Annotated in this window: 27 protein-coding genes; 13 read left to right on the top strand and 14 right to left on the bottom strand. The window is 64.9% G+C overall.

What is annotated here, in order from left to right; all coding sequences use genetic code 11:
• Positions 1 to 47 precede the first annotated feature (47 nt).
• Genes OSH05_RS03645 through OSH05_RS03635 form a run of 3 tightly spaced genes read right to left on the bottom strand, consistent with a single transcriptional unit; the run spans position 48 to position 2,799 of the window.
• The gene (locus OSH05_RS03645) at positions 48 to 812 is read right to left on the bottom strand and encodes an ATP-binding cassette domain-containing protein (RefSeq protein ID WP_104217528.1); all 765 of its coding nucleotides are present in this window, start codon (positions 810 to 812) and stop codon (positions 48 to 50) included.
• The gene (locus OSH05_RS03640; RefSeq protein ID WP_104217529.1) at positions 809 to 1,810 is read right to left on the bottom strand and encodes an ABC transporter permease; all 1,002 of its coding nucleotides are present in this window, start codon (positions 1,808 to 1,810) and stop codon (positions 809 to 811) included. Before OSH05_RS03640 ends, OSH05_RS03645 begins: the two co-directional genes overlap by 4 nt.
• A complete protein-coding gene (locus OSH05_RS03635) occupies positions 1,807 to 2,799 on the bottom strand; it encodes a sugar ABC transporter substrate-binding protein (RefSeq protein WP_104217530.1) in 993 nt (330 codons plus the stop codon). Before OSH05_RS03635 ends, OSH05_RS03640 begins: the two co-directional genes overlap by 4 nt.
• On the opposite strand from OSH05_RS03635, the gene OSH05_RS03630 reads away from it, so the two are divergent.
• From OSH05_RS03630 to OSH05_RS03595, 8 genes are all read left to right on the top strand, one after another.
• Positions 2,798 to 2,932: a hypothetical protein gene (locus OSH05_RS03630; protein ID WP_266352040.1), complete on the top strand. Its 135-nt coding sequence runs from the start codon at positions 2,798 to 2,800 to the stop codon at positions 2,930 to 2,932. The genes OSH05_RS03635 and OSH05_RS03630 overlap by 2 nt on opposite strands.
• A 412-nt stretch (positions 2,933 to 3,344) precedes the next feature.
• Positions 3,345 to 4,157, top strand: coding sequence for a sugar phosphate isomerase/epimerase family protein (locus OSH05_RS03625; RefSeq protein ID WP_104217531.1), 813 nt, complete (start codon positions 3,345 to 3,347; stop codon positions 4,155 to 4,157).
• A gap of 33 nt (positions 4,158 to 4,190) precedes the next feature.
• Complete coding sequence (locus OSH05_RS03620; RefSeq protein WP_104217532.1) at positions 4,191 to 5,267, top strand: Gfo/Idh/MocA family protein; 1,077 nt, start codon at positions 4,191 to 4,193, stop codon at positions 5,265 to 5,267.
• Positions 5,267 to 6,088, top strand: coding sequence for a sugar phosphate isomerase/epimerase family protein (locus OSH05_RS03615; protein ID WP_104217533.1), 822 nt, complete (start codon positions 5,267 to 5,269; stop codon positions 6,086 to 6,088). Before OSH05_RS03620 ends, OSH05_RS03615 begins: the two co-directional genes overlap by 1 nt.
• Positions 6,088 to 6,915: an alpha/beta fold hydrolase gene (locus tag OSH05_RS03610; RefSeq protein WP_104217534.1), complete on the top strand. Its 828-nt coding sequence runs from the start codon at positions 6,088 to 6,090 to the stop codon at positions 6,913 to 6,915. Before OSH05_RS03615 ends, OSH05_RS03610 begins: the two co-directional genes overlap by 1 nt.
• Positions 6,912 to 7,637: a ribulose-phosphate 3-epimerase gene (locus tag OSH05_RS03605; protein ID WP_104217535.1), complete on the top strand. Its 726-nt coding sequence runs from the start codon at positions 6,912 to 6,914 to the stop codon at positions 7,635 to 7,637. The genes OSH05_RS03610 and OSH05_RS03605 overlap by 4 nt, the downstream gene beginning before the upstream one ends.
• Before the next feature lies 1 nt (position 7,638).
• Complete coding sequence (locus tag OSH05_RS03600; protein WP_104217703.1) at positions 7,639 to 8,574, top strand: ROK family protein; 936 nt, start codon at positions 7,639 to 7,641, stop codon at positions 8,572 to 8,574.
• 7 nt (positions 8,575 to 8,581) lie between these two features.
• Positions 8,582 to 9,403, top strand: a complete 822-nt coding sequence (locus tag OSH05_RS03595; RefSeq protein ID WP_165801463.1) for a DeoR/GlpR family DNA-binding transcription regulator — start codon at positions 8,582 to 8,584, stop codon at positions 9,401 to 9,403.
• Between the two features lie 33 nt (positions 9,404 to 9,436).
• On the opposite strand, the gene OSH05_RS03590 is transcribed toward OSH05_RS03595, so the two are convergent.
• The 4 genes from OSH05_RS03590 to OSH05_RS03575 form a co-directional block, all read right to left on the bottom strand.
• Positions 9,437 to 10,318 (bottom strand): carbohydrate ABC transporter permease, encoded by an 882-nt coding sequence (locus tag OSH05_RS03590; RefSeq protein ID WP_104217537.1) that lies wholly within the window; start codon positions 10,316 to 10,318, stop codon positions 9,437 to 9,439.
• Positions 10,319 to 10,401: 83 nt separating this feature from the next.
• Positions 10,402 to 11,679: an extracellular solute-binding protein gene (locus tag OSH05_RS03585; protein ID WP_104217538.1), complete on the bottom strand. Its 1,278-nt coding sequence runs from the start codon at positions 11,677 to 11,679 to the stop codon at positions 10,402 to 10,404.
• Between the two features lie 75 nt (positions 11,680 to 11,754).
• Positions 11,755 to 12,552: a carbohydrate ABC transporter permease gene (locus tag OSH05_RS03580; RefSeq protein WP_104217539.1), complete on the bottom strand. Its 798-nt coding sequence runs from the start codon at positions 12,550 to 12,552 to the stop codon at positions 11,755 to 11,757.
• Between the two features lie 15 nt (positions 12,553 to 12,567).
• A complete protein-coding gene (locus OSH05_RS03575; protein ID WP_104217540.1) occupies positions 12,568 to 13,698 on the bottom strand; it encodes an ABC transporter ATP-binding protein in 1,131 nt (376 codons plus the stop codon).
• A 503-nt stretch (positions 13,699 to 14,201) separates the two neighbouring features.
• Between OSH05_RS03575 and OSH05_RS03570 the strand changes: the two genes are divergently transcribed.
• Positions 14,202 to 15,002, top strand: coding sequence for a BtpA/SgcQ family protein (locus OSH05_RS03570; protein ID WP_104217541.1), 801 nt, complete (start codon positions 14,202 to 14,204; stop codon positions 15,000 to 15,002).
• Positions 15,003 to 15,059: 57 nt separating this feature from the next.
• Here OSH05_RS03570 and OSH05_RS03565 read toward each other — a convergent pair whose 3' ends face one another.
• The 5 genes from OSH05_RS03565 to lsrA all read right to left on the bottom strand — a co-directional run bounded on the left by OSH05_RS03565 (position 15,060) and on the right by lsrA (position 20,956).
• Complete coding sequence (locus OSH05_RS03565; RefSeq protein ID WP_104217542.1) at positions 15,060 to 16,313, bottom strand: class II aldolase; 1,254 nt, start codon at positions 16,311 to 16,313, stop codon at positions 15,060 to 15,062.
• A 76-nt stretch (positions 16,314 to 16,389) separates the two neighbouring features.
• A complete protein-coding gene (lsrB, locus tag OSH05_RS03560) occupies positions 16,390 to 17,421 on the bottom strand; it encodes an autoinducer 2 ABC transporter substrate-binding protein LsrB (RefSeq protein WP_104217543.1) in 1,032 nt (343 codons plus the stop codon).
• Positions 17,422 to 17,434: 13 nt separating this feature from the next.
• Positions 17,435 to 18,436 (bottom strand): ABC transporter permease subunit, encoded by a 1,002-nt coding sequence (locus OSH05_RS03555; protein WP_104217544.1) that lies wholly within the window; start codon positions 18,434 to 18,436, stop codon positions 17,435 to 17,437.
• Positions 18,433 to 19,461: an ABC transporter permease subunit gene (locus OSH05_RS03550; protein ID WP_104217545.1), complete on the bottom strand. Its 1,029-nt coding sequence runs from the start codon at positions 19,459 to 19,461 to the stop codon at positions 18,433 to 18,435. The genes OSH05_RS03555 and OSH05_RS03550 overlap by 4 nt, the downstream gene beginning before the upstream one ends.
• The gene (gene lsrA / locus OSH05_RS03545; protein WP_104217546.1) at positions 19,454 to 20,956 is read right to left on the bottom strand and encodes an autoinducer 2 ABC transporter ATP-binding protein LsrA; all 1,503 of its coding nucleotides are present in this window, start codon (positions 20,954 to 20,956) and stop codon (positions 19,454 to 19,456) included. The genes OSH05_RS03550 and lsrA overlap by 8 nt, the downstream gene beginning before the upstream one ends.
• A gap of 239 nt (positions 20,957 to 21,195) precedes the next feature.
• Here lsrA and OSH05_RS03540 point away from each other — a divergent pair, with 239 nt between their 5' ends.
• The 3 genes from OSH05_RS03540 to OSH05_RS03530 all read left to right on the top strand — a co-directional run bounded on the left by OSH05_RS03540 (position 21,196) and on the right by OSH05_RS03530 (position 24,077).
• Entirely contained in the window at positions 21,196 to 22,149 is a 954-nt protein-coding gene (locus OSH05_RS03540; RefSeq protein WP_104217547.1) for a sugar-binding transcriptional regulator, read from the top strand.
• 4 nt (positions 22,150 to 22,153) lie between these two features.
• Complete coding sequence (lsrK, locus tag OSH05_RS03535; RefSeq protein WP_104217548.1) at positions 22,154 to 23,716, top strand: autoinducer-2 kinase; 1,563 nt, start codon at positions 22,154 to 22,156, stop codon at positions 23,714 to 23,716.
• Positions 23,717 to 23,777: 61 nt separating this feature from the next.
• Positions 23,778 to 24,077 (top strand): antibiotic biosynthesis monooxygenase, encoded by a 300-nt coding sequence (locus OSH05_RS03530; protein WP_104217549.1) that lies wholly within the window; start codon positions 23,778 to 23,780, stop codon positions 24,075 to 24,077.
• A 16-nt stretch (positions 24,078 to 24,093) separates the two neighbouring features.
• On the opposite strand, the gene OSH05_RS03525 is transcribed toward OSH05_RS03530, so the two are convergent.
• On the bottom strand, positions 24,094 to 24,714 hold the full coding sequence (locus OSH05_RS03525; RefSeq protein ID WP_266352039.1) for a TetR/AcrR family transcriptional regulator: 621 nt from the start codon (positions 24,712 to 24,714) through the stop codon (positions 24,094 to 24,096).
• A gap of 114 nt (positions 24,715 to 24,828) precedes the next feature.
• Positions 24,829 to 25,773, bottom strand: coding sequence for a nucleoside hydrolase (locus OSH05_RS03520; protein WP_104217551.1), 945 nt, complete (start codon positions 25,771 to 25,773; stop codon positions 24,829 to 24,831).
• Positions 25,774 to 25,873: 100 nt separating this feature from the next.
• Between OSH05_RS03520 and OSH05_RS03515 the strand changes: the two genes are divergently transcribed.
• Complete coding sequence (locus tag OSH05_RS03515; RefSeq protein ID WP_104217552.1) at positions 25,874 to 26,887, top strand: isopenicillin N synthase family dioxygenase; 1,014 nt, start codon at positions 25,874 to 25,876, stop codon at positions 26,885 to 26,887.
• Positions 26,888 to 26,922 lie beyond the last annotated feature (35 nt).

The raw sequence follows: 26,922 nt of genomic DNA, 5'->3' as shown, positions 1-26,922 counted from the left end.
GGGCGGGGAAGGGGAGAGCGCCGCGCCGGCCTGGCGCGGCCGCCGGATCATTGGGCGCCGGTGACGAGCGCGACGAGTTCGTTGCCGCTGGTCTCGGCGGCGCGGACGGAGGCGACGACGCGTCCCGCGCGCATGACCCAGACCTGGTCCGAAAGGCGTCGGACCTGATCGAAATTATGGCTGACCAGGATGACGCTGACCTTCTCGTCTTTGAGCTTGCGGATCAGCGCCTCGACATTGGCGGTTTCCTGGACGCCGAGCGCGGCCGTCGGCTCGTCCATGACGACGAGCTTGGCCCCGGCACCCACGGCCCTGCAGATCGAGATCGCCTGGCGCTGGCCGCCGGAAAGCCGCCGCACGCGCTGCGTCACCGCCGGAACGTTGATCGAGAGCCGCTCCAGCATCTGCTGGGCGCCGCGTTTCATCGCGCCCCGGTCGAGGAAGCGGAACGGCCCGATGCCGCGAACGATCTCACGGTTCAGATAGAGATTCTGCGCCACCGTGAGCTCGTCCACCAGAGCGAGGTTCTGGTGCACGGTCTCGATGCCGGCCTTGCGCGCTTCGTCGGGGGTCGAGAACGGATTCTCCTTCCCGTCGAAGCGGATCGTGCCTTCGCTCGGCTGGTGGACGCCGACGAGGCAGCGGATCAGCGTCGACTTGCCGGCGCCATTGTCGCCGATGACCGCTGTCACCTCGCCGCGCCGGGCGAAAAAGGAGACGTCCGCCAGGGCGCGTACGGCACCGAATTGCTTGCCGAGCTTGCTGCAGGAGAGCACGGCATCCTTGGGGATCTCGCTCGGAACAGGGCTCATTTCTGGTACCGCATGACGAGGGCCGCGAGGACGACGATGAAGCCGACCGCGAGCGGTTGATAGAAGGCCGATACGCTGAGCAGCGTCAGTCCGTTGACCAGCGTCGTCAGCATCAGTGCGCCGAGCAGCGGGCCGAGAATGCTGCCGCGTCCGCCGAACAGGCTGACGCCGCCGAGCACGACCGCCGCCACTGAATTGAGCAGGAGATTGGTGTTGATCGTCGGTTCGGCGGATCCGATGCGGGCGACGAGCAGGATTGAGGCAATGCCGCCGCAAAGGCCCGAAATCGTGTAGGCGGCGATGCGGATGCGGTTGGTGCGGATGCCGAGCGAGCGGGCAGCTTCCTGCTGACCGCCGGTCGCCATCAGATGGATGCCGAAGCGCGTGTGATAAAGGACGATATGCGAGACGATCGCGACGGCGGCGGCGATCAGGAACGGATAGCCGAAGATCCAGATCGAGCCGGAGGCGAGGTGCAGCAGGAACGGGCTGCCGACCATCGTCGGATTGCCGCCTGAAAGGATGAGCGCGAAGCCGGTTACGGCCGAGAGCGAACCGAGGGTGACCACGAAATCCGGGATCTTACCGGCGGTGATGAGCCAGCCATTGATAAAGCCGAGTCCGCTTGTCACGAGGAGCGCCAGCACGCAGGCCGGGAAGATGCCGTAGCCCGCCTGGTAGGTGAGCCCGAGGACGATCGCACCCAGCATCACCAAAGCGGCGAGCGACAGGTCGATGCCGGCGGTCATCACGACGAAGGTTTGGCCGATCGAAAGCACGATCAGGATGGCCGCGGCGAGCAGCAGAGCCTGGATATTGGGGAGGGTCAAGAAGACGGGCTGAAGGATCGAGAAGACGATGACGAGCCCGATGAGCCCGACCGCCGAAGCCCAGTCCGCCCAGAAGGACGGCGACAGGACAGCCGCCGCCCAAGATGGGCGGCGGCCTTCGGCTGTGCTTCGCGCCCCGACCGAGGAGGAGCGGGACGGCGTGTTCATTTGGCGAGGAGGTCGCGGAGGGCGTCGGGATAGTCGCCGCCGGGAGCCGGGAAGTTCTTGAGCGAGGCCGTCGCGTTGTCCTTGTTCACGACGAGGACCGGCGCGTCGACCTTGGCCGGCATCGTCGCTCCCTTGGCCGCGGCGACGCAGCCCTCGACGCCCATGGCACCCACGACATAGGGATACTGGGCGACGGTGGCTGCCATGCCGCCGGCTTCGACCGACTTCATGGCATCGACGATGCCGTCGAGACCGATGACCTTGACGTTCTTCTTGTCAGCCGCTTCCACGGCGCGCTGGATGCCGAGCGCCATGATGTCGTTGGCGGCGAAGAAGCCGGCGACATCGGGATGGGCGCGCAGAATGTCGGTCGCGGCCGTATAGGCCTTCTCGCGGTCCCAGTCGGCGGACACCATGACGACCGCCTCGAGCTTGCCTTCGGTCGCTTCCTTGAAGCCCTTGATGCGGGCGTTCGAGCCGAGATCGCCGACGATGCCGGCGACGAGCGCCACCTTGGAGCCCGCGGGCACCAGCTTCAGCATCTCTTCGCCGGCGAGACGCCCGGCGGCGACATTGTCGGTGCCGACATAGGTCGTGACGGAGAAGCCGGCCGCCTTGGCCTGCTCGGTGTCGACCTGGCTGTCGATGTTGATGATCGGCGTCTTCTTCTGGCCGACCGGCACCAGCGCCTGAACGAGGTTCGAAACGCTGATCGGATTGACGATGTAGCAGCTGAAATCCTGCAGGGCGAGTGCGGAGAGGCGATCCGCCTGGCCGGTCGCGTCGCCCATGTTCTGCGCCGCCTGGACGGTCAGCGAGACGCCAAGTTCCTTGGCTTTGTCTTCGATGCCCTTCTGCATGGTCTGGAAGAAGGGGTTGTCGAGACCCTTGATGACGGCAGCGACCTTCTCGCCTTCGGCATTGGCCGGTCCGGCGACCGACAGGGCTGCAAGGCTCGCGCCGAGCAGCCAACCCATGGAAATACGCATGAAGCTTATCCTCCTTCCCTCGGCATCGCGGTTCGGCGCCTTTGGCCCGGTCGCGGATGCGTTTATGGCAGCGACCCCACCCGATCTCGGCGAAAACGCGAAGATTGCCGGGCTGGAAGCCATGTTTTCTTGAACATGCGAGCCATTCTCCTCCGCTCGCCTCTGCTTTATGCGGCGACGTTCCGATGCTGTCAATCTATCGCGCGTTATTTTGCGTTATTGTGCTGCAATCTCGCATTTGCGTTGCTGCATTGCGGCAGAAATATTGTCGAATGCACCGCATGTGCAGCATTGAGATTCTACTTGCCGGCATGGTGGTCGGGGCATTGAATGGTCCGGAAATGGCGGGATTTGGCGGAATGTTGGAGGGCCAGGCTCGGTCGCATGGATGGCTTGCGAGCTCTCCCAGGATAGGGAGAGGATCATGGTCGCAAATTCATGCGTGTTTATGCGCATATATGCTTGACCATTGCGCGCGAACTGGCGCAACTAGGGCCGCAAGGATCGGGGCCGGCAAGAGCCTCGCGGGAGGAAGAGAGCGTGCAATGACCATTCGGGCCGGCTGTCAGACCTTTACCTGGGAAATGCTGGGGCCGCGCTGGACGGGGGGCGCCGACGATCTCCTGGCAGCGATTTCGGCTGCCGGCTATTCGGGCATCGAAATCACCGACACCATGATCGGCGACTATGCCGGCCGTCCTGCCGCCTTCGCTGAGGCGCTCGCGGCGCATGGGCTTGCGCTCGTCGCCTTTGCCTGCGGCTCGGCGTCCGGCTTCACCGAGCCCGCCGCAGTCGCGGAGGATCTGGAGATGGTCGAGCGGACGCTCGATTTCGTCGCCGCATTTCCGCGTGCCCTTCTTTCGCTCGGCAGCGCCACGGTCATGTCGCCCGGCGAATTGTCGGCCAAGTTCGAAGCCGCGGCGGCGTTATACAATGCCGCCGGCGAGCTGGGTCGCCGTGCCGGCGTCGATGTCGCCTTCCATCCGAGCTCGCATCACGGCACGCTGCTTTCGACGCGCCCCGACTATGATCGCATCATGGCGCTGACCGATCCCGCCGCCATAGGCTGGGTGCCGGATACCGGCCATATCCTGCGCGGAGATCAGGACATCCTGGATACGCTGAAGACCTATCTTGACCGCATCCGTTATCTGCATCTGAAGGATGTCGACGCTGAAGGACGCTGGGCGATGCTCGGCGAAGGCGTATGCCCGACCGATGCCGTGATCGAGAGCGTCTCCGCCGCGCCGAATTTCAACGGCTGGCTGGTGGTCGAGGAAGAATCGCAGACGGCCGCCTCCGACCCGGCGGCGGCTGTCGCCCGCAATCGCGAGACGCTGCGGAAATGGGTGCCGTAAGGCTCAACGCATGAACGCTGAAGGGCGTAGACGATGATCAAGAAGGAAGCGCGGCGGCTCAGGATTGGCGTCTTGGGTTGCGGCCCGATCGCGCAGTTCGCGCATCTCGAATCCTGCGTGAAAGCGGCGAATGCCGACCTCTACGCGATCTGTGATGCCGCGCCCGACCTGCTCGCGCGCATGGCGGCGACCTATGAGCCGGAAAAAACCTATTCCGACTATGACGCGATGCTCGCCGATCCGCAGGTCGAGGCCGTCATCGTCGCCATCTCCGACACATTCCATGTGCCGATGGCGATCCGCGCGCTCGAAGCGGGCAAGCATGTGCTTTGCGAAAAGCCGCTTGGCACGAATGTCGCCGAGGTTCTGGCGCTGCGCGATCTCGTCAAGAAGACCGGCCTCGTGCTTCAGGTCGGCCATATGAAACGCTTCGACCCTGGCCTTGAGGCGGCACGCGATTTTATCGACGACGGCATGGGCCAGCTCCTGGCGCTCAAGGCCTGGTATTGCGATAGCACGCATCGCTACACGATGACCGATGCGGTGCAGCCGAAGCCGATCTCCTCGAAGTTCGCGAAGAAGCCCAGCGTCGATCCGAAGTCCGATCTCGGTCGCTACTACATGCTGGCCCATGGCAGCCATCTCGTCGATACGGCGCGCTTCTTGTGCGGGCCGATCACCGAGGTGTGCGCCCGGCGGTCCGAGCGCTTCGGTGCCTATTGCTGGTTCGTCGAGACGGCGTTCGAGAATGGCGTGCTCGGCCATCTCGACCTGACCGTTGCCGTGCGCATGGACTGGTTCGAAGGCTTCCAGCTCTATGGCGAAAAGGGCAGCGTGATCGCAAAGACCTATAACCCCTGGTATTTCCGCGCCAGCGACGTCGAGATCTTCTCCGAGGTTGATGCCACCTACCGTCGGCCCCTTGGGGCCGACGGGCATTTTTTCCGGCGTCAGGTCGAAGGTTTTGCCGAAACCATTCTGGACGGCGTGCCGATGCGCGGTGCCGACATCGAAGACGGCCTCGCCTCGGTGCGGGCCATGGCGGCGATTGCCGAGTCGGTGCGGACCGGTGAAAGCGTGCGCGTCGCTGAATTTGCAGGAGAGGTTTGATGCGTCTCGGTATTTTCGCCAAGATTTTTCCCGGCAACAACGCTGGCGAAATGATGGCTGCGGTTCGCGCAGCTGGCTACGAATGCACGCAGTTCAACATGACCTGCGTCGATCTACCCGCCATGCCGGATGAAATCCCGGCATCGGCGATCGCGGAGATCGCCGCGGCTCGCCAATCCAGCGGCGTCGAGATCTCGGCGCTTTCCGGCACCTACAACATGATCCATCCGGATCCGGCGGTGCGGGCAACCGGTCTGCGGCAGCTCGGCGTCATGATCAATGCGGCGCGCGATCTGGGGGTGCCGCTCGTCACGCTCTGCACCGGGTCGCGCGATGCCGAGGACATGTGGCACCACCATCCTGACAATGCCACGCCGGAAGCCTGGTCGGACCTATTTACCGAAATGGAAAAAGCCGTCGCGCTGGCGGAGGCGGCTGGCGTCGACCTCGGCATCGAGCCGGAACAGGCCAACGTCATCACCTCGGCTTCTGACTCGCTGCGGCTGATCGGCGCCATGGGCTCCAAGCGGATCCGGATCATTCTCGATCCTGCCAATCTGTTCGAGCAGGCGGATCGCGACGAAGCGAGGGCCATCGTCGCCGCGGCGATCGACGCCCTCGCGGACCGCATCTCGATGGCGCATGGCAAGGATCGTCGGCTCGACGGCAGTTTCGCGACGGTGGGGACCGGCGTCGTCGATTTCCCTGATTTCATCACTCGGCTTCGTGCGGCTGGTTTCGACGGTCCGCTGGTTACCCATGGACTGACCGCCGAGGAAGCCCCCGGCGTCGCTAACTATCTGTCGGGTCTCCTGAGGTGATGGACACCACCAGCCTCCTCCGCGACGATGCGCTGCTGCGTGTCTTCGACAGCGGCAGCGGCTATCCGGTGGTGTTCCAACACGGCCTTGGCGGTGACGAGGCGCAGGCGCGCGGCAATTTCCCGGATGGCCCCGAATTCCGAAGGATTACGGTCGAATGCCGCGGGCAGGGGGCCTCCTGCGCCGGCAGCATCCGGCCCTTCTCGATCGCCATGTTCGCCGACGATGTCCTCGCGGCTGTCGACGCACGCGGCATCTCCCATTTCGTTGTCGGGGGCATATCGATGGGTGCCGCGATCGCGCTACGCGTTGCGATCCGTCATCCGGAACGGGTCGCGGCGCTGATCCTCGCCCGGCCCGCCTGGGTTCAGCAGCCGGCGCCCGAAAATATGCAGGCCTATGCGGAGGTGGCAAGCTGGCTGCGCCGTTTGCCGCCGAAGGGGGCGCGTGCCGCCTTCGCCGCATCGCCGATCGGCGAAAGGCTGAAGCGCGAGGCGCCGGACAATCTCGCCTCGCTGCTCGGCTTCTTCGACAGGCCCGATGCCAAGCTGACCGCAGACCTGCTTGCCGACATCGCCGCCGACGGCCCCGGCATTTCGGATGCTGACATCGCGGCGATCGCCGTGCCGACGCTGGTCATCGGCCACGGCATCGACATCGCCCATCCGCTCGCCTATGCGCAGGACCTTGCCTCGCGCATTGCGGGCGCGACCCTCGTCGAGATCACCCCCAAGGCGACGGACAAGGCCCGCCACACGGCCGAGTTCCGTTCCGCCGTTCAATCCTTCCTGACCCTAGTCATTCCTGCCATGGAGCCCCTGTCATGACCGCGCCCCGGACCGCCCTGAAAGGCTGGCTCGCCGCCCTGCCCAAGGACCGGCTCATCGCTGAATTCTCGCTCTGGTCGGCTGATCTCGCTAACCTCGAGCGGGATCTGGCGCGGATCGAGGCCCATGCCGATATCCTGCACGCCGATGTCGCCGACGGACGCTTCGCGCCATCCTTTCTCTTTTTCCCGGACCAATTGGCCCGTGTTCGCGCACTGACGGCAAGGCCGTTGCATGTTCATCTGATGGTCGAGGGCGATATCGTTCTTGACCAGATCCGCCAGTTCGCGGCCGCCGGAGCCGATCTGATCACGATTCATGCCGAGAACGGCCCGATCGTCGCCGAAGCGATCGAACTGATCCGTTCGCTCGGCTGCGAGGCCGGGATCGTGCTGCGCCTCGAAACGCCGGTCGAGGCGATCGAGCCTTGGGTCGGTCAGGTCTCGTTCGTGACGCTGTTGGGTACGGCAATCGGCGTCAAGGGGCAGGGCCTCTCCGAACAGGCGATCCCGCGGCTTCAGGCGGCGCGGACGATTCTCCGGGCCGCCGGCCGCGAGGGCGCGGTCGTGCTGGCCGCCGATGGCGGCATTCGCGCCGAGACCGTTCCGAAGTTGCGCGCGGGCGGCGCCGAGACCGTGGTTCTGGGATCGCTCGCCTTTGGCGATCCCGATCTCGCCGCCCGCATCGCCTGGCTGCACGGCCTTCCCGGTCCGGCCGCCTGACATGCGCACGGCGCTTGCCATCGATCTCGGCGGCACGGAAACACGGGCGGGTCTCGTCGGCGCCGATGGCCAGGTTCTGGTCGAGGCGCGCTCTCCCACGAACGCCGCCGGCGGACCGGACGCCGTGATCGGCGAGCTTGTGCGCCTGGTCGAAATCATACGGGAGGCTCGGCCGGACGCCCGGTCGGTAGGACTGGGCGTCGGCGCGCCGGGCCCGCTCGATTCGAACGCCGGAATCGCGATCGCTCCGCCGACGCTCGCCGGCTGGCACGACGTGCCGCTGGCCGCGCGCCTGCGCGAGCGGCTTGGCGTGGAAGTCCAGCTCGAAAATGATGCCAATGTCGCCGCGCTCGGCGAATGGCGGTTCGGCGCCGGTGTCGGCACCCAGTCGATGGTGTTTGCGACGATCTCGACCGGCATCGGTGGGGGCATCATCGCCGATGGTCGCCTGTTGCACGGCCGGCGTGGCCTGGCGGGCGAGATCGGCCATATGACGATCGCGGAGGGCACGGAGCGCTGCGCCTGCGGCGCGCTCGGCTGCTGGGAGGCGCTTGCCTCGGGTACGGCACTGGGACGCGAGGGCGAGAGGCTGGCGGCGTCCGGCGGTTCGCCGATGCTGCGCGCGATGGCCGGTACCGGGCCGGTCACGGCCCGCCATGTCGGCGAGGCGGCTCGTGCCGGTGATGCGGGTGCGCTGGCGCTCCTGGAGCAGGAGGCCCGCTGGCTCGGCGTCGGCATCGTGAATTTGCTGCATCTCTATTCGCCGGAGGTGGTGGTGCTCGGCGGGGGCGTTTCGCAGCTGCTGGACCTGCTACGGCCGGAGATGGAGCGAACGGTCCGGTTGCGCGCCATGTCCGCCTATCGCGACATTCCCATCGTCTCCGCGAAGCTCGGCGGCCATGCAGGCCTTGTCGGCGCCGCGAGCCTCGTGCTTTAGAGAGATAATGAGCAAGCGCGGACGACAACCACATGGCGAGGACGATGCGGCTTCCGGCCGTGGCGCGCTCCCGGCCCTGCGCCATAATCGTCTGATCGAGACGCTGCAGGAACATGGACAGGCGACCGTCAACGAACTGGTCGATCTCTTCGACGTTTCGCGCGACACGATCCGCCGCGATCTCGACCTGCTGGAGCGGCGCGGCCTGTTGGTGCGCACCCATGGCGGCGCCGTCAACAATGATCGTCTGGTACGGTTGGATTCGACGCTCGGCCGCCGCATGGACGAGCATGTCGACGCCAAGCGACGGATCGGCGAGACCGCGGCAACCCTCGTTCGCGATGGCGAGACGCTGATCATCAATGGCGGATCGACGGTCTATCATTTCGCGTCGGCCCTCGGCGACCGGCGCAATCTGACCGTCGTCACCAACAATCTTCGCGTCCCGCCTGCGGTTCCCGAGAGCGCAGTGCAGGCGATCCATATCCTTGGCGGCACCTATTGGCCGCAGTTTCAGGTGACGATTGGCACGATCGGCTTTTCGCCCGTCGCCGGCATCAATGTCGATACCGCCATTCTCGGCTGCACCGGCATCTCGGCCACCGGTGTATCGATGACCAAGCTCGACGAGGCTGCCCACACCTCCGGCATGGTCGACGTCGCAAAGCGCACCATCGTCGTCGCCGACCAGAGCAAGTTCAACGTCAAGGCCTTCGCCAATGTCGCGACGCTGGAGCGGATCGATCATCTGGTCACCGACCACGCTCCCCCGCCCGACCTGGCGGCCGCGCTCGACCGTGCCGGCGTTCATGTGACGATCTGCGGCTGAGGCCCGTCGCGAAGGCGCGGCCCGGAGCCGCCGTCAGCGCTGCCGTTCGAGGCTTGCGAAGAAGGCGATCGTCAGGCCGAGGATGATCAAGAGCAGCACGAAAGCCGCGGCGGCACCCTCATTGAGCGACAATCCCAGGAAAGCCCGCCGATAGGCGAAGAAGCTCAAGACTTCCGTCGACGTCCCCGGCCCGCCCTTGGTCAGCACATAGGGCAGGTCATAGGTACGGAATTCGTTGATGAGCTGGATTATGACGGCGATCGCCGCGACCGGGCGCAGCATGGGCAGCGTGATGTACCAGAACTGCTGCAGCGGGTTGGCGCCGTCGACTTCGGCGGCCTCGTAGGGATCGCGCGGCAGGGCGGCGAGCCCGGCGGCGAGGATCAGCACGACGAACGAAGTCTGCTGCCAGATGTCGATTCCCGCCATCGTCCACAGCGCCAGGTCGGCCGAGCCGAGCCAGTCGATGCGCGGCAGGCCAAACGTTTCCATGAGCTGGTTGGCGATGCCGAGATTGGGCTGCAGCAGCATGCGCCAGATCAGCGCCACGCTCACCGGCGACATCGCCATCGGGATGGTGAGCACGGCGAAATAGACCGGCTTCATCTTCACCGTGCGGTTCAGCATCAGCGCAATCGCGAGCCCGATGACGAATTCGCCGAGCACGGTGACGACCGAATATTTGATCGTCAGCCAGAGCGCACCCCAGAACAGCGGGTCGCTCATCACGACGGCGAAGTTCTTGAAGCCGACAAAAGGCTGAAGCATCGGCTTCAGCAGCGTCAGCGACGAGATCGAGATCAGCATCGCATAGACGAGCGGGAAACCCATCACGACGGCGAGCGTCAGGAGACCCGGAAGGGCGAACGCCCAGCCATTGCGCCAGTCGCGATCGGCGAATGCAAAACGGTGCATCGCTGGGCTTTCCTACTGATCGTCGTGGGAGACATTGGGTGCGCCGCCTTGGGACGGCGCACCTTGGGCGTGGCAGTTCCGGTTTACTTCGCCAGCAACTGGCCGAGGCCGTCGGCCGCCGCCTTCAGCGCCTCTTCGGGCTTGGCCTGGCCGCCGGCGGCGAGCGAGAGCTGCGCGCCGAGCACGTCCTCATACTGCGCCGAATAGGCGAAGATCGGGAACGACTTGCCGGAGGCAACCACGTCGAGGCCGGTACCGTAGAAGGGGTACTTCTTCAGCACGGCAGCATCGGTGTAGACGTCGCTGCGCACCGGAGCGTGGCCTTCGAGCGCGCGCTGGACCGACACCTTCTGGCTCTGCACCCACTGGATGAAGGTCCAGGCTGCCTTCTGGGATTCTTCCGACGTGTTCTTCGGAATGCCCCAGCCCCAGCCGCCGCTCTCGCCATGCCCGCCTGGCATCACGGAGAGCGCCACCTTGCCGGCGACTGCCGGGCACTTCTCGGCATTGTCGATCTGCGGCAGCATCCACCAATAGGTGACCATGCTGAAGGCCTGGCCGCTGCACATCAGCCGCATCGTGTCGTCGAGCGTCGCCGACAGCGCGCCCTGCTGCGCGCCGTTCTGGACATTGTCGGCATAAAGGCTGAGCGCCTTCACGCCAGCCGGGCTGTCGAGCGCCACCTTGCGGTCCGCGCCAAGATATTCGCCGCCGGCCGAGAACAGGTAATTGGAGAACTCCATCGAGTTCGGATCGCCGCGCTGGCCCTGCATCGCCGCACCGGCGACACCGGCATTCGCCTTCATGAACTTCGACAGGCGGACATAGTCCTCCAGCGTCGTCGGCAGCGCCAGTTCCGCGCCCGTCTCTGCCTTGAAGGCGGCGGCGAGCTTCGGATCAGACAGGAGGTCCGTCCGGTAGATGAGACCCATGGAGTAGTTATACATGGGGATCAGCGGCAGCTGATCGGCCGTCTGGCCGAGCAGGTCGAGCATCGAGGGGATGAACGGCTTCAGATCATAGCCCGACGCTTCGACGAACGGCTTGAGGTCGGCCAGCCAGCCCGCGGCCGGAAACTCGCCGGCCCACAGGAAGTCGACTTCGAGGACGTTGTAGTAGCTTTCCGGCGAGACGAGCTGGGCGACCAGCTTGTCGTGCATGTCGCCATAGCCGATCTTCTCGAACTCGACCTTGATGCCGGTTTCCTTCTCGAATTCCGGCAGCAATCCCTCGATGATCTTGGTTTCGGGGACGTCTTCCATCAGAGCGCGGAGCGTGATCGTGTCCGCTAGGGCCGGATGCGCGGTCGCGAGCATGGTCGCACCGAGCAGGGCCATCGTCAGGGCATGCTTCATCTTCATGTCGTTCTCCTGTTCCTTCTTGGACGGGTCTTTTTCAGCCCGCTTGACTGGCTCATGCCGGACGGCATGGCGGGATCACTTCACGCTGCCGAAAGTGAGGCCCTGCACGATGAAACGCTGGATGAAGCGCGAGGCGACGACCAGCGGCAGGACGGCGAGCACCACGCCGGCGGAAACCTTGGCTATCTGGACACCATTGGACGTTTGAAGCGAGGCGAGGGCGACCGGAACCGTCGCAGTCTTCGGCCCGCTCAGCACCAGCGCGAACAGGAACTCGTTCCACGTCAGGATGAAGCCGAGCACGCCCGCCGCCGCGAGGCCCGGCAGCGATACCGGCACGACGATGCGCCAGAACGCGCCCCAGGCAGTGGCCCCGTCCGTCATCGCGGCCCATTCCAGATCGACCGGGATGCCTTCGAAGAAGCCCATGAGGATCCAGATCAGGAAGGGCAGGTTGATGGCGGAGTAGACGATGATCAGCCCGGTCAGCGAATTGGTGAGCCCGAGCATCCGGAACAGCGCGAAGGTTGGCAGCACGATGGCGACCGGCGGCAGCATCTGAGTCGCCAGAACGGCGAAACGGCCTCCCCGGCCACTGGTCTTGAACCGCGCGAAGGCATAGCCAGTCATCGCCGCGAAGGGCAGCGCCACGATGACCGAGCCGATCGCGACGATCAGGCTGTTCAGATAGGATTGGCCATAGCGCGTCGAGGTGAAGAGCTCGGTATAATTATCGAGCGTCACCGCCGGCAGCAGATCGGACGAATAGGACATCGATTCGGGCAGGAAGCTCGTCCTGACCACCCAGAGCACCGGCAAGAGGATGACGGCGCAAACGATGAGAAGGCCGAGGTGAAGTCCGATGCGCCTCATGGCTGCCTCCTCACCTCAATTTGCCAGCGGGCCGAGGCGCGGCCGCGGCAGCGCCCTGGTCGTCTCCGGATCGAACAGATGCATCGGCCGCGCATCGACATACAGCGTCACCTTGGCCCCGACCGGCGCGGTGAAGTGCCGGCTGAGCCGCGCGGAAATCTCCACCGGCTTTTCGCGGCCGATCTGGCCGATCAGGATGTTCTCGACGCCGAGCGCTTCCAGCGCGACGACGGTGACGTCCAGTTTCTGCCGGCCTGGCTGGGCGTCCTCGTGCAGATCCTCCGGCCGGATGCCGCAGATCACATCGCGCCCGGCCTCTGGAGCATAGGCGGCGCGATGCATGTCCGGCACGTCGACGGCGAGGCCGTCGGCGACCACGGAAAGGCCACCCTCGGTATCGCCCTTCAGGCGCGCTGGGATCAGGTTCATCGGCGGGGTCGCGAGAAAACGCGCGACGAAGGTGTCTACCGGGTCGGCGTAGACTTCGAGCGGCTTGCCGACCTGGATCATGCGGCCGTCGCGCATGATGCAGATCCGGTCGCCCATGGTCATGGCCTCGACCTGGTCATGCGTCACATGGACGATGGTGCGGCCGAGCCGGCGATGCAGCTTGACCAGTTCCAGCCGCATTTCGGCGCGGAGTTGGGCGTCGAGGTTCGATAGCGGCTCGTCGAGAAGGAAGGCGACAGGATCGCGGACGATGGCGCGCCCGAGCGCGACGCGCTGGCGCTGGCCGCCGGAAAGTGCGGCGGGCTTGCGGTCGAGATAGGGTGTGAGGCCGAGAAGAGTGGCCGCTCCCTGGATCTTCTCGCCGATTTCGCTGGCCGCGACGCCGCGCATCTTCAGCCCGAAGCCCATGTTCTGGCGCACGGTCATGTGCGGGTAGAGCGCATAGGACTGGAACACGACGGCGATGTTGCGATCACGCGGCGCCATGTTGGTGACGCTGCGCCCGCCGATCTTGAGATCGCCCGAGCTGATGCTCTCAAGCCCGGCGATCATGCGAAGCGTCGTGGATTTCCCGCAGCCCGAGGGCCCAAGGAAGATCATGAACTCGCCGTCCTCGATCTTCAGATCAACGTCGCGAACGCCATAGGCGCCGTTGGCATAGAGCTTGGTGACGCGATCGAGCTCAATGGACGACATTAATGTTCCTCTGGTCGCTCGCCTCGGCGCGATCCGGCACGCTGGGGCAATCTTGCTTTCCGCTGCCATTCACAAGGCAGGCCTTCGCGGCAAGCGCTGGATAGTAAAAGGACAAATTCGAACATTGCAAGCGATAAGATCGAGGGTCGGGAGGCGGCATTCGTCCGGACTGGGAATCCGGAATCATGCGGTCCTGCGCGAATGTCATTCGCACATACTCACGACCTACCAGCTCACAATTGCGCCCCGCCGTCGGGTGGAGGCGGCGGGGTTCGCCCGGTGCGGCCATCGTCAGTCTCGTCATATCAACAGAAACGCACAAATCGGCGATTTGTATGTTTGAAATTGTTTGCCATCTGCGCTACGAGGCGGGAGAATAAGGTCCGGCGCCGGATGCCCGTTGCTGCCCGGATTGTCTCATGGGCGCGGAACGATGCAGCGCTTCTGTAGCCCCGGTCCCGCCTGCGTGGCGCATGCTTTCGTCCCCAAGAGGAGTCGTTCCGATGGTTTTCGAGTGTTTCGGCGAGAAGAAGAAGGTCGTCATCGCCATGGCCCATATCGGTGCGCTGCCCGGCGCGCCGCTCTATGATGCCGATGGCGGCCTCGACAAACTGATCGAGGGCGTCCTCGCCGATGTCGAGAAGCTGCAGGCCGGCGGCGTCGATGCCATCATGTTCGGCAACGAGAATGACCGTCCCTATGTGTTCAAGGGAACGCCCGCCTCGATCGCCGCGATGTCGGCCATCGTGCAGGCGGTGAAGCCGTCGCTGAAGGTGCCGTTCGGCGTCAACTATCTCTGGGATCCGGCCGCCAGCGTCTCGATCGGCGCGGTCACGGGCGCAAGCTTCGTGCGCGAGATCTTCACCGGCCTGTTCGCCTCGGACATGGGCCTCTGGGAGCCGGATGCCGCCGAGGCGCTGCGCCTTCGCCGCGACCTCGGCCGAAGCGACATGAAGCTGCTCTTCAACATCAATGCCGAATTCGCCCATTCGCTCGACCAGCGGCCGATCGAATTGCGGGCGAAGAGCGCGGTGTTCTCGTCGCTCGCCGACGCGATCCTCGTCTCCGGTCCGCTGACCGGGCAGCCGGCCGACCAGTCACATCTGCGCAGCGTCGCCGAGACGGTGAAGGACGTACCGGTATTCGCCAATACCGGCGTCAATATCGACAATATCCGCGACATATTCTCGGTCGCGAGCGGCGTCGTGATCGGCACCCATTTCAAGGTCGACGGCAATACGTGGAACGCCGTCGAAGCCGGCCGCGTCGCCCGCTTCATGGATGTGGTGAATTCGATCCGCTGATCGGGTCGATCCTTCCTTCCTTTCCGCGCTGGCTGTTCGGTGCGGAAAGGAAAGACTTCAGCCGGACAAAGCCACCTTCAGCTTCGCCTGTTCCAGCGACCAATATTCCATGTCGAACAGGTCAGCCTCCGAGATCGGCTTGAAGCGGCCATAGGCTTCGGCGCTGTTCATCACCCGCGCCGATTGCTCCAAGAGGTCCGCCGCGATCCGGGCCGCCTTGGCGTTTGCGCCGAGCCCGATCACGCCTTCGCCGAGAACGAGCACCGCGCGCGGATAGGCGTCGAGCATCGTTTTCGGCTCGCTCGCGCGCGCCGCGTTGCGTTCGAAATAGTCGGTGTAGCGCTCGATATATCCGGCCAGCGCCTGGTCGATCTCGGCGGAAGTCGCGCCGGCCGGGATGACGAGCGGAAATGGCTTGATGCGGATGACATGATCCGGCGTGACCGTGCCGCGCGAGACAATTTCGCCAGCATCGGCCTTGGCCGCGTGGCGGCGGATTGCCGGCGTCGATCGAAAATCCATCGCCAGTCCCTTGGCGAAGGGCGAGCCGCCCTGCGACAGCGCCGAGCCCAGCCGCTCGAGAAGTCCGGCATCGCTGTCGCGGTCGCTAGCCTGCGGTCCATCCGGCGTGGCGCCCGCGCGGGCGAGTTCCGCCTCCGCCAGCGTGACGAATTCGATCATCAACTCATAGGAAGCCTTCGCCGTCGCCGCGAAGGTGAAGAGGCCGTGGTTTTCCAGCCAGAGGCCCTCGCAATCGGGGTTCTCGCGAAATATGCGGTCGCCCTCGATCGAGAGGTCGAAGCCCGGCATGACATAAGGAACATAAGCGAGGCGGGAGCCATAGATCCGCGCGACCGTCTCGCGCATGTCGGCCTGGTTGGCGAGCGCGAGGATGGCCGTCGCGTGAGTATGATCGACGAAATTGAAGGGCAGGTAGGCGTGCAGCAGCGCCTCGACCGACGGATTGGGCGAGGTCGGGTCGAGAAGGTTGGCGCGCAGCAGCGCCACCATCTCCGGATCGGAAAGCTTGCCGCCGGAGCGGGCGGGAAGCAGTGGCGCGATGCGGACAGCGGGCAGGCCCGGCGCCTCGATCGTGTCGAGATCCCAGCCGCTGCCCTTGACGTGCAGGATGGCTTCGCCGCCGCTATCGACCTTGACCGAAGTATTGCCGCCGCCATGCAGGACGAGATCGGGATCCTGGCCGATGAGACGCGACGTATAGATGCGAAGCCCGAGGGCTTCGCTCCAGCCGGCCCCGACGGCGTCCTGGATGAAGCGGTCGGCGTCTTGGCTGTTCCAGCGGCTCTGCATGAAGGTCGATCCGTCGTCTTGATACGAAGACGGGGCGGCCCCGCGCGGGCCGCCCCCTGTTTCGGGTCGGAAACTATCAGAAATTGAAGTTGCCGATATTCTCCTTGGTGAACACGGTGCGTTCGGGCAGCAGCACGATGCCGTTGCCGTCAGCCTCGTAGTCATAGCCCTGGACGCTGTTAGGCGAGACGGTCACGGTGCCGACACCGGGGATCTCCAGCTTGTCGCCGACCTTCATCGGACCGTTCTTCAGGACGTGATCTGCGACATAGACCGAGATCTTGCCCTGCTGCGTCACGTCCCAGAGGCCGAACTGCTTGATCGTGCCGCGCTCGACATAGGGGCGCATGACGTTGGGCGTCGAGAATCCGACGATGGTGACGCTGTCGGCGCGCTTCAAATTCTCCGCCGCCTGGGCCGCTGCCGGCAGGGCGTTGGCGTCGGGGGCGATGATCGCGTCGAGGTCGGGATAGGTCTGCAGGATGCTTTCGGCCGTCTGCAGCGACTTCTGCGCGTCATTATAGCCATATTGGGTGGTGACGATCTCCCAGCCCGGATGTTCGGCGGCGATCTTCTTCTTCGCAGCTTCCGCCCAGGCGTTCTGGTCGGTCACGGTCGGGCTCGAATAGAAGAAGGCGATCTTGGCCTTCTCCTTGGTGACGTCCTTCGCCGCCATGTCGACAAGCAGGCCGCCGAGCTGATCCGGGGTTCCCTGGTTGATATAATAGCTGCGGCAATCCGGATTGACGTCGCTGTCCCATGTCATCACTAGCACACCGCGCTCCTTGGCACGCTTCAGCGCCGGGCAGAGGCCGTCGGGCGAGACCGAGGAGATGACGATCGCGTTGTAGCCCTGGTTCACATAGTTGTTGATGAACTGGACCTGAGCCGAAACGCTGGGCTCGGTCGGGCCGTCATAGGTCACCTTCGCGCCGAGTTCCTCGCCGGCCTTGACCGCGCCGGCGCCGCCGCTGGTGAAGAAGCCGACACCGACCAGCTTGGGAATGAAGGCAATCTGCGATTCGGCGCTGGCCGAGCCGGCGGCGAGCATAGTGCCGGCCAGGATGGTTGCCGCCATCATGGCGGATTTCAGCATTTTCTTGGTCATTCTCGTTTCCTCCTCAAGATGCCGTGGACCGGGCATTTCTCTTCTGCCGGGCGACAGCGATGAAATCGGCCAGCACTGCGCTTCCGTGGCGCAATGCGACCGCCACAACCAGCAAACCTCCCGAAAGTGCGCTGGAAATCTGGCTGGGAACTCCGCTCGCCTGCAGCCCTTGCTGCAGGTAGCCGATGACAAAGGTGGCAAGCAGCGTCCCGACGATGGAGCCCTGGCCGCCATAGATGGAGGCGCCACCGAGAACGGCCGCCGTGACAGCCGGCAGCAGCGTCGCGGCGCCGAGATCGACACGGGCCGAGCCGAAATAGGCCGACATGACGAGGCCGGCGATCGCGGCGCAGAGGCCCGTGACGACATAGGTGATGGTCTGGACCCGCACGACCGGGAGGCCCGAATAGCGCGCCGCCTCTTCGGACTGGCCGACAAGAAACACCATCCGGCCGAAGCGGGTGAAATGCAGCAGCACGACGAGCACGGCGGCAAGCGCCAGAAAGATGGCGAGCGGCGCCGGCAGGCCGAGAAATTCGGCATAGCCGAAGGCGGTGAAGCCCTCCGGGAAATTGCCGATCCCCTCATAGCCGCCCGCGCCGACCATGCCGGAAAGCACGGTCGCCCCGCCCTGGAAGAGGTAGAGGCTGCCGAGCGTCACGACCAAGGGCTGGATCTTGGAGAGATGCACGACAGTCGCATTGAGCAGCCCGGCCAGCGCGCCGGCGATCAGCGCCAGGCCGATCGAGACGGGAAGGGGAATCCCGAAGAAATTCGAGACGCCGAAGACGATCGCGCACAAGCCGATCGAGGCCGCGAAGGAGACGTCGATGCCGCCGGCGATGATCACCAGCGTCAGCGGCAGGGCGACGATGCCGATCTGCACGAAATCCGACGTGCCATAGATGAGGTTGGCGACGTTGAGGAAGCGCGGATTGACGATGCCGAAGATGGCGAGTTCGGCCACCAGCATCGCGAACAGCGCGGTTTCCCAGCGTAGGAGGGGGTGTTTCATCGGCTGGCCTCCGCAAGGCGCGGCGTGGACGGGGTCTCCGGCTGCGGGGTGCGGGCATGGACGGCGTAGCGGCGCGCGCGGATGCGGCGGTCGATCGCGAGGCGGATACGGCCATCGAGCAGGAGCACGGTGAGCAGGATGGCGCCGGCGATGAAGTCGTTCCAATAGGCGGGGATCTTCAGGAAGACGAGTGCGCTGTCGATCGAGGTCAGGAAGATCGCCGCGGTGAAGACCCCCGCGACCGAACCGGTGCCGCCGAGCAGGCTGACGCCGCCCAGCACATTGACGGCGATGGCCTTGAGTTCGACGCCGTTGCCCGCTTGGTTGGGGATGAAGCCGATCTGGGCGGCGAAGATGATGCCGGCCACCGAGGCGCAGGCGCCCGCCGCGACGAAGGCGAGGAACTGCACTCGCCGTACCGGCACGCCGAGATGGCGCGCCGCCTCGCGATTGTCGCCGACGGCGTAGAAATAGCGGCCGAACTGCGACTGTCGCAGGAAGATCCAGGCGAGCGCCAGAATGGCAAGCGTCACCAACGCCAGCAGCGAGACGCCGAAGTCGAGGCCGCCCGCGAGCGCCTTCAATTCCTGTGGCAGATCCTCGATCCAGCGGCCGCCGGTCGCGATCAGCATGATGCCGCGATAGAGCCCGAGCGTGCCCAGCGTCGCCACGATCGAGGGAATCCCCAGCAGCGCGACCAGCGCACCATTGAGTGCCCCCGCCGCCAACCCGGTGAGCAGGCAGAGCGCGATGGCGAGCGGCAGGCTGACGCCGGCGTTCATGGCAAGGCCGAGCACCGCCGCGCTGAGGCCGAGGATCGAGCCGCTCGACACGTCGATGTTGCGCGTCAGGATCACCAGCATGGTGCCGAGCGAGATCATCAGCAGCACGAGGCTGTTGGAGAGGATAACCGAGGCGGTGGCGAGCGATAGATAGCCGGGCGCGGCAAGGCCGATCGCCATGCAGGCAATCGCCATGACCAGGACGAGCACGATGGCGCGGTGGCGCGCGACGAGACTAAGCATGAGGGGTCTCCGCGGCGCCGAAGGCGAGGCGCGCAATGGCGTCGACGCTGATGTCGTGGGTGAGTTCCCCGCCGAGCCGGCCAAAGGCCATGACGCAGACGCGGTCGGCCAGAAGCTCGATCTCGTCGAAATCGGAGGAGATCAGCACGACCGCGACACCGTCGGCGGCGAGCTGGCGGATGAGGCCGTAAATGTCATTGCGGGCGGCGACGTCGACGCCCCGTGTAGGCTCGTCGAGAATGAGCACCTTGGGCTTGGCGGAAAGGCACTTTGACATCAGCACCTTCTGCTGATTGCCGCCCGAGAGCGCCTTGGCGGCCTGGCCGGCGCCGGTGCAGCGTATGCCGAGGCTGCGCTGGAACTCGCCAAAAAGGCTGCGCTCCTGCCGCGGACGCAGAAGGAACGGCAGTCGGTGCGTAAGATAGGACGAGGTGTTCCAATAGAGGGGCGCCTCGAGAAAGAGCCCGTTCTGCTGACGGTCCTCAGGCAGGTAGACCAGCCCGGCCTCGATGCAGCGCTTCGGCGAGCGGCCGCGAAATTCGGTGCCGTCGAGATGCACCGATCCGCCGCTGGATGGTCGGAGGCCGAACAGCGTCTCCGACAATTCCGTCCGGCCGGCGCCGACGACGCCCGCGAGCCCGAGCACTTCGCCGGCCCGCACATCGAAGGATACATCGCGGAAGCCTTCGCCGCTGAGCCCACGAATGGAAAGGCGAACCGGCCCGGCCTTGGCGGTGGTCCGCGTCGCCTCGCCCGCCACTAGGTTGGCCGGAACCGCAACCCGGCTCATCGCATCGATGATCTCGGCGTCGCTGAAATCACCCAGCGGACCGCTGAGGACGATGGCGCCGTCGCGTAGCACGCTGATGGTGCCGCAGATCTCTCGGATCTCGCGCAGCTTATGCGAAATGAAGAAGATGCCGACATCCTGCGACTGCAGCTTGCGAACGCGCTCGAACAGGGCACGGACCTCGAACGGCGTCAGCGCCGAGGTCGGCTCGTCCAGGATCAGCACGCGCGCCTCGCGGATCAATCCGCGCAGGATTTCGACCACCTGGCGCTCGGCGATTTCGAGCGTCGCCGCCTGGGCATCGAGGTCCAGCGTCACGGAGAGCTCGGCAACGAGTTGCTCGACGCGGCGGCGCAGCGAGCGCGGCGAGGCTTTGAGCCCGAGGCAGATATTCTCCAGCACCGACTGGTTGCCGAGGATATGCGCTTCCTGCGGAACGAGATAGAGGCCGAGCTGCTGGGCCAGCGCCGGCGACGCCTGCGTCAGCGGCCGGCCATGGATTTCGACCGAGCCGGAATTGGCCGCGATCAGTCCGGAGAGAATTTTCATGAGCGTCGACTTGCCGGCGCCATTGCCGCCGAGCAGGGCATGGACCTCGCCACGTGCGAGCCGCAGCGACACGCCCTTGAGGACGGGCGCGGCGCCGTAGGATTTCCAAATGTCGGTGAGCAAGGCGGCTGTCGTGGCCGCTGGTTCCGCGCTCATTCCTCACCTGTTCATATGTTATTCGTTCCTATCATGTGATCACAACGATTGAGGGTCGTCAATATGCTCACGACAGGGTTGATCTCGACTCCCTCCATATGCTGCAGCGCAATGCTGAGATTTATAGAGAAATCCAGCATTCCATGGATATGGGTATGGTAGGGATCATCCGGGCATTGACGGATCAAATGTCTTTGCGATATTCATTTGATCAAGCCACACGAGGGATCGGGCGCAGAATGGGTTCGGAAACCGGCGACTGGAGCTATGCGGAGGCCGATGAGGAAATCCTCACGCGCATCGCCTGGTACTATTACAATGATGGCCTGACGCAGAACGAGATCGGCGAAAAGCTGAACATGTCGCGCATCAAGGTGTCGCGACTGCTCGAAAGCGGCCGTCGCTCGGGCATCATCCAGGTCCGGATCAATTCCCGCTATCAGGGCTGCCTGTCGCTGGAGCGCGAGATCCAGAGCCGCTACGGCCTTCTGGAAGCCTATGTCGTGCCGGAACTGCCGGGCCAGAGCGCCAGCGATCGGCTTGGCCAGGCGGCGGCGCAGTTCCTGATGCAGAGGTTGCAGCCGGACGATCTACTCGCCGTCGGCTGGGGCGCGACGGTCAGCAATGCGATCCAGCGCCTCGGCCATCTCGCCAATGAGCGCAATATCGGGCTCGTCAGCCTGACCGGCGGCGTCGGCACCTACGTCGACGGCATGCGCACGGCCAATTGGGGCAGCAGCGTCCATCTCGTCCCGGCGCCGCTCGTCGTCCGCGATCCGGCCGTCGCGCAGAACCTGTCCCTCGAGCCGGCCGTCGCCAATCTGCTCGACATGGCGCTGAACGCCTCGTTTCAGCTCGTCGGCATTGGTGAACTCTCGGCGACGTCGACGGTCGTGCGGTCGGGCTATGTGACGCCGGACGAAATCGAGCCGCTCCGCCGCAAGGGCGCGGTCGGCGACATTCTCTGCCAGTTCCTCAACGAGAAGGGCGAGGTCCTCGACCTGCCGCTGCATGACCGGGTGATCGGCGTGAAGCTCGCGGCGCTGTCGAAGGCGGAGAAGGTCGTGGCTGCCGCGGGCGGGCTGCAGAAGGTGCAGGCGATCCATGCCGCGCTCAAGGGCCATTTCGTCGGCATCCTGATCACCGACGAGACCACCGCGCTCGGCCTGCTGGAACTTGGAAAACAGGAATAACGCCATGGCCGCAGGCTGTCTCCTCGCGATCGATGCCGGAACCGGAAGCGGACGGGCTGTCCTGTTCGACGCTCATGGCCATCAGCTCGCCGCTGCCCAGCATGAATGGTGGCACAAGCCGGATCCACGCTTCGAAGGCTCGATGGATTTCGACGTCGAGGGCAATTGGTCCCATCTTGCCCGCGCCATCCGCCAGGCGATCGCCAGCGCCGGAATATCGGCGTCGGATATCGTCGCGGTCAGCGCCACCTCAATGCGCGAGGCGCTGGTCGTCTATGACGAGGGCGGCAACGAGATCTGGGCATGCGCCAATGTCGACAGCCGCTCGAACAGCGAGGTTCGGGAACTGAAGCAGGCCTTTCCGGGCCTGGAAGAGCGGATCTATGAACGCTCCGGCCAGACCTTCGCCCTCGGCGCGCTACCGCGGCTGCTCTGGCTCCAGCGCAACCTTCCGGATGTCTATCGTCGCATGCACCGGATCGGCATGTTGTCGGACTGGGTCCTCGCCCGCTTGTCGGGCGTGCTCGTCAGCGAGCCGTCGAACGCGGGGACCACCGGCCTCTTCGATCTGAAGAGCCGCCGCTGGCTGCCCGAGGCGATGGCATGGGCGGGCCTGCGCGACGACATCTTTCCCGAGATCGTCGAGCCGGGAACGCCGATCGGCAAGGTGACCGCGAAGGCTGCCGAGGAGACCGGCCTTACGCCCGGCACGCTCGTCGTCGCCGGCGGCGGCGATTGCCAGATCGGCACGGCCGGCCTCGGCGTCGTCAAGCGCGGCGACTGCGCCGTCCTCGGCGGAACCTTTTGGCAGCAGATCGTCAATGTCGACCAGACGCTGACCGATCCGTCGATGGATCTGCGGATCAACCCGCATGTGATCGAGGGGCTAAACCAGGCGGAGGCGATCAGCTTCTTCGTCGGCCTCGTCATGCGCTGGTTCCGCGACAGTTTCGGCGCGGAGGAGGTGGCCGCTGCCGGTCCGAACGGCGATGCCTACAGCCTGCTCGAACAGAAGGCGGCGCATGTTCCGCCAGGCGCCCATGGCATCATCCCGATCTTCTCGGACGTTATGCATTACGGCAAATGGTATCACGCCGCGCCGTCGCTGCTGAACCTCTCGATCGATCCCGAAAAGTCCGGCAAGGCGGCGATCTTCCGCGCGCTGCAGGAGAATGCGGCGATCGTCGCGGCCCGCAATCTCGCCGCGATCTTCCGCCTTTCCGGCCTCGCCCCGACGCAGATCGTCTTCGCGGCCGGGGCGGCCAAATCCGCGCATTGGGCGCAGATCCTTTCCAGCGCGACCGGCCTGCCGGTGGTGACGCCGGTGGTCAAGGAGGCGACGGCCATGGGCTGCGCCGCCGCTGCCGCCATCGGCGCCGGCCTGCTGCCGGATTTCGTCTCCGCCGCCGAAAACTGGGTCCGCTGGGACCGCCACTTCGAACCCGATCTGGCGCACAAGGCCATCTACGATGAGGCTGGCGAGCGCTGGGCGCACGCCTATGCCGTGCAGCGCCAACTGGTCGATGACGGCGTCACGCGCTCGATGTGGAAGGCCCCCGGACTTTAGGTCGACGGCCCCTAATCGCGGTTGTCCGGCCTTGTCGAAAATCTGTCTCAGAGGAATGCGAATGCTAATTCAGATGGTCACTATAGTCGTGAAGCCGGGCCATGCCGACGAATTCATCGATGCGTTCCGCATCAATTATGAGGGCACACGCCAGGAGCCGGGAAATCTGCGCTTCGACGTGCTACGCGATCCGGACGACGGCAATCGCTTCCTGATCTACGAGGTCTTCGCCTCCGAGGCGGCGCTCGATGAGCATCGGCGGACGCCACACTACCAGACATGCGTCAGCCTGATCGATCCGATCATCAGCGGCCCGCGCACCAAGGTATTCTACAACGCCGAAATGGCGGACTTCCTATAGGGATTGCATCGAAGGCCTAGTCGGGCCGATCCCCGAGCGGGCCGAGCAGCACCTTGCCATAAAGTGGCTGGTAGCGCTTGCGGTCGGCAGGCGCTTCCTTGAACGAGAGCGCGTAATAGCCGATCTGGTGGAAATAGGTGATGCGGGCGCGGACCAGACTTTCATCGCCGGTGTAGCCCATGGCGCGAAAGGCCCGCGTCAGCAGCGAGATCCTGAGTTCGTCAACCGCTGCAACTTCGTTTGCCAGCTGGAGTGAGGCCCGCGACCAATCCCGAACCGCGAGATCCAGCAACGGCCGGAACGGCGCTTCGTCGACCCAGATTCGTACGATCCGTTCGAAAAAGGCGAGGCCGTCCGGATCGTCTGCCTCCGCCAGTGTCTCGAACGGCCGGCAGTTGCAGGCTCGCCATTCCTCGAGCAAGGCCTCGTGCAGATCGGCGAGGCCGGCAAAGTGGAAATAGAAGCTGCCGCGTGTGACGTTCAGCTGCCGGGCGAGTACGTCGATCTTCACATCGGCGATGCCGCGCGTTTCCAGAACCCGCCGCGCCGGTGCGATCCAGCTATCCCGGCTCAGCGTCTGCCGCCGCGGCTCGCGTGCGTCTGTGCCGATGTCCTGGGTTGGGTCGCTTTCAGACAAGATGCGCCTCTGCCGCTTCTTCATCCTCGCATGGAACCATAGCGAAGTGCGCTTCGGCGGGAAGCGTTATTTCGCAGCTGCGAGACGGGCGCCGCGAGCCGATCGGCATTGCCGTCAGGGCAAGGTTCCGATCCGCTCCAGCATCAGCGCGAAGAAGGGCGCCGGATCGATCCGTCGGAGCACGTTGCAGTTCTTGCGCCGGCCGGTGACGTGCCACCAGTCGACGATCGTCATGCCGATCGTCTCCGGCGAGACGATGTCGATGGTGACGTTGCAGAGGCGCTGCTCATAAATCTCGGGCGCCAGGAGATAGCCGGTGACGCAGGCATCGTGGATCGGCCGGGCGCTGGTCGGGAATTTGAAGCTGCCATATTGGCGGTAGAAATCGGCCATGTTGGCCGCCTCGATCGCCGAGCGTCTGCCGGTGGCGCGCAGCCTGTCGAGCCATTCCACGGTCATTTCTGCCGTATAAGTGCAGTCGATCGGGCACATGGTGACCGGCGCGCCGGACTCGAACACGATATGGGCCGCGTGTGGATCGACGAAGATGTTGAATTCCGCCGCCGGGGTGGCATTGCCGCCCTGGAAGAAGCCGCCGCCCATCAGCACGACCTCGCGGATGCGCGGAATGACCCGCGGCTCCATAATCATCGCCATGGCGAGATTGGTCATCGGCCCAAGGGTGCAGACGGTCAGTTCGCCTTCCGGCGCCGCCATCAGCGTGCGGACCAGATAGTTGACGGCATGTTCGCTTTGCAGTGGCGTCACCGGCGTGGGGAGATCGGCGCCATCCATGCCGGTCGGGCCGTGAACATATTCGGCGGTCTTCAGCTTCTTGACCGTCGGGCCGGGGCATCCGGCATAGACCGGGATGTCGGGCCGGCCGGCGAGCTCGAGGACCTTGAGCGCGTTCTCCGAGGTCAGCGTGAGGGGAACATTGCCGCCAACCGTCGTGATCCCAACCACTTCGAGCTCCGCGGGCGAACCCAGCGCGAACAGGATGGCGAAGGCGTCATCCTGGCCCGGATCCGTGTCGATGATGATCTTGCGCGGTGCCACGGTGTCGCCTCCAGGGTTGTGGGAACGGGCGCCGGCTATTGCCTAGCGAATGGAGCGAGCATACAGTTCTGTATCTTATGTTCAAGGTGGGATGGTTGCCATGAATGCCGAGGCGCGCGGGGACTTCTCGCAGATTCCGATCCTCGATGTTTCGCGGCTTTACGACGGCGATCCGGCCGCCATCCGCGATGTCGCCGAGACGCTCCGCGGCTATCTGGAGACGGTCGGATTCCTCTATGTCGCCGGCCACCGCGTGCCGCGCGCCGATGTCGAGGCGGTGCGAAGCATGAGCCGGGCTTTCTTCGCCCTGCCGGACGAGCAGAAGCTCGAACTGAAGATCGACAAGAATTTCCGTGGCTATCTGCCTTTCAACGGCTCGACCATCGTCACGTCCTCGGTCGCCAAGGTCAGCAAGCCGAACCAGAGCGAGTCGATCTTCTTCATGCATGAAGTCGCTCCGGACGATCCGGAGGTCTTGGAAGGCAAGCCGCTGCAGGGGCCGAACCAGTGGCCGGACGAGACGCGTCTTCCGGGATTCCGCCAGACCATCGATCGCTATGTCGCCGAGATGAGCGAATTGGCGAGAAGTCTCGTGCGGGCGATCTCGATCTCGCTCGGCATGCCGGAATCGAGCATGGACCGTTACTTCGAGAAGCCGACGACGTTTCTCCGCCTCCTGCATTACCCGACCCAGCCGGAGGAGGCTGGCCTGTTCGGTTCGGCGCCGCATACCGACTACGGCTACATCACGCTGCTCGCGCAGGACGATGTCGGTGGGCTTGAGGTCAAGAACAAGGCCGGCGACTGGATCCCCGCGCCGCCGATCCCCGATACCTTCGTCATGAATGTCGGCGACATCCTCGCCCGCTGGTCGAACGACCAGTTCGTGTCGACGCCACACCGGGTCATCAACCGTTCTGGCCGCGAGCGCTATTCGCAGCCCTTCTTCTTCGATCCATCGATGGACGAAATGATCGAGGCGCTGCCGCCCTGCATCCCGGCGGGAACCGAGCCGAAATACGCGCCCGTGCTCTATGGCGACTATCTGATGGAGCGCATCGACAAGAACTATCACTACCGCAAGGCCGGGACTGTGCCGCCCTCCGGCGCGTGAGTCCGTCGATTCCTGTCCGCCGATGTGAGATGGAT

Source organism: Kaistia algarum (assembly GCF_026343945.1).
In the GTDB taxonomy this organism is placed as follows: domain Bacteria; phylum Pseudomonadota; class Alphaproteobacteria; order Rhizobiales; family Kaistiaceae; genus Kaistia; species Kaistia algarum.
The sequence above is the reverse complement of the archived record's forward strand: the minus strand, read 5'-3'. Positions and strand labels throughout refer to the sequence as shown.

What these genes read in the sequence shown, in the direction of transcription:
- OSH05_RS03645 (WP_104217528.1), bottom strand. Translation starts at nt 812, where the DNA reads ATGAGCCCTGTTCCGAGCGAGATCCCCAAGGATGCCGTGCTCTCCTGC.
- OSH05_RS03640 (WP_104217529.1), bottom strand. Translation starts at nt 1,810, where the DNA reads ATGAACACGCCGTCCCGCTCCTCCTCGGTCGGGGCGCGAAGCACAGCC.
- OSH05_RS03630 (WP_266352040.1), top strand. Translation starts at nt 2,798, where the DNA reads ATGAAGCTTATCCTCCTTCCCTCGGCATCGCGGTTCGGCGCCTTTGGC.
- OSH05_RS03635 (WP_104217530.1), bottom strand. Translation starts at nt 2,799, where the DNA reads ATGCGTATTTCCATGGGTTGGCTGCTCGGCGCGAGCCTTGCAGCCCTG.
- OSH05_RS03625 (WP_104217531.1), top strand. Translation starts at nt 3,345, where the DNA reads ATGACCATTCGGGCCGGCTGTCAGACCTTTACCTGGGAAATGCTGGGG.
- OSH05_RS03620 (WP_104217532.1), top strand. Translation starts at nt 4,191, where the DNA reads ATGATCAAGAAGGAAGCGCGGCGGCTCAGGATTGGCGTCTTGGGTTGC.
- OSH05_RS03615 (WP_104217533.1), top strand. Translation starts at nt 5,267, where the DNA reads ATGCGTCTCGGTATTTTCGCCAAGATTTTTCCCGGCAACAACGCTGGC.
- OSH05_RS03610 (WP_104217534.1), top strand. Translation starts at nt 6,088, where the DNA reads ATGGACACCACCAGCCTCCTCCGCGACGATGCGCTGCTGCGTGTCTTC.
- OSH05_RS03605 (WP_104217535.1), top strand. Translation starts at nt 6,912, where the DNA reads ATGACCGCGCCCCGGACCGCCCTGAAAGGCTGGCTCGCCGCCCTGCCC.
- OSH05_RS03600 (WP_104217703.1), top strand. Translation starts at nt 7,639, where the DNA reads ATGCGCACGGCGCTTGCCATCGATCTCGGCGGCACGGAAACACGGGCG.
- OSH05_RS03595 (WP_165801463.1), top strand. Translation starts at nt 8,582, where the DNA reads ATGAGCAAGCGCGGACGACAACCACATGGCGAGGACGATGCGGCTTCC.
- OSH05_RS03590 (WP_104217537.1), bottom strand. Translation starts at nt 10,318, where the DNA reads ATGCACCGTTTTGCATTCGCCGATCGCGACTGGCGCAATGGCTGGGCG.
- OSH05_RS03585 (WP_104217538.1), bottom strand. Translation starts at nt 11,679, where the DNA reads ATGAAGATGAAGCATGCCCTGACGATGGCCCTGCTCGGTGCGACCATG.
- OSH05_RS03580 (WP_104217539.1), bottom strand. Translation starts at nt 12,552, where the DNA reads ATGAGGCGCATCGGACTTCACCTCGGCCTTCTCATCGTTTGCGCCGTC.
- OSH05_RS03575 (WP_104217540.1), bottom strand. Translation starts at nt 13,698, where the DNA reads ATGTCGTCCATTGAGCTCGATCGCGTCACCAAGCTCTATGCCAACGGC.
- OSH05_RS03570 (WP_104217541.1), top strand. Translation starts at nt 14,202, where the DNA reads ATGGTTTTCGAGTGTTTCGGCGAGAAGAAGAAGGTCGTCATCGCCATG.
- OSH05_RS03565 (WP_104217542.1), bottom strand. Translation starts at nt 16,313, where the DNA reads ATGCAGAGCCGCTGGAACAGCCAAGACGCCGACCGCTTCATCCAGGAC.
- lsrB (WP_104217543.1), bottom strand. Translation starts at nt 17,421, where the DNA reads ATGACCAAGAAAATGCTGAAATCCGCCATGATGGCGGCAACCATCCTG.
- OSH05_RS03555 (WP_104217544.1), bottom strand. Translation starts at nt 18,436, where the DNA reads ATGAAACACCCCCTCCTACGCTGGGAAACCGCGCTGTTCGCGATGCTG.
- OSH05_RS03550 (WP_104217545.1), bottom strand. Translation starts at nt 19,461, where the DNA reads ATGCTTAGTCTCGTCGCGCGCCACCGCGCCATCGTGCTCGTCCTGGTC.
- lsrA (WP_104217546.1), bottom strand. Translation starts at nt 20,956, where the DNA reads ATGAGCGCGGAACCAGCGGCCACGACAGCCGCCTTGCTCACCGACATT.
- OSH05_RS03540 (WP_104217547.1), top strand. Translation starts at nt 21,196, where the DNA reads ATGGGTTCGGAAACCGGCGACTGGAGCTATGCGGAGGCCGATGAGGAA.
- lsrK (WP_104217548.1), top strand. Translation starts at nt 22,154, where the DNA reads ATGGCCGCAGGCTGTCTCCTCGCGATCGATGCCGGAACCGGAAGCGGA.
- OSH05_RS03530 (WP_104217549.1), top strand. Translation starts at nt 23,778, where the DNA reads ATGCTAATTCAGATGGTCACTATAGTCGTGAAGCCGGGCCATGCCGAC.
- OSH05_RS03515 (WP_104217552.1), top strand. Translation starts at nt 25,874, where the DNA reads ATGAATGCCGAGGCGCGCGGGGACTTCTCGCAGATTCCGATCCTCGAT.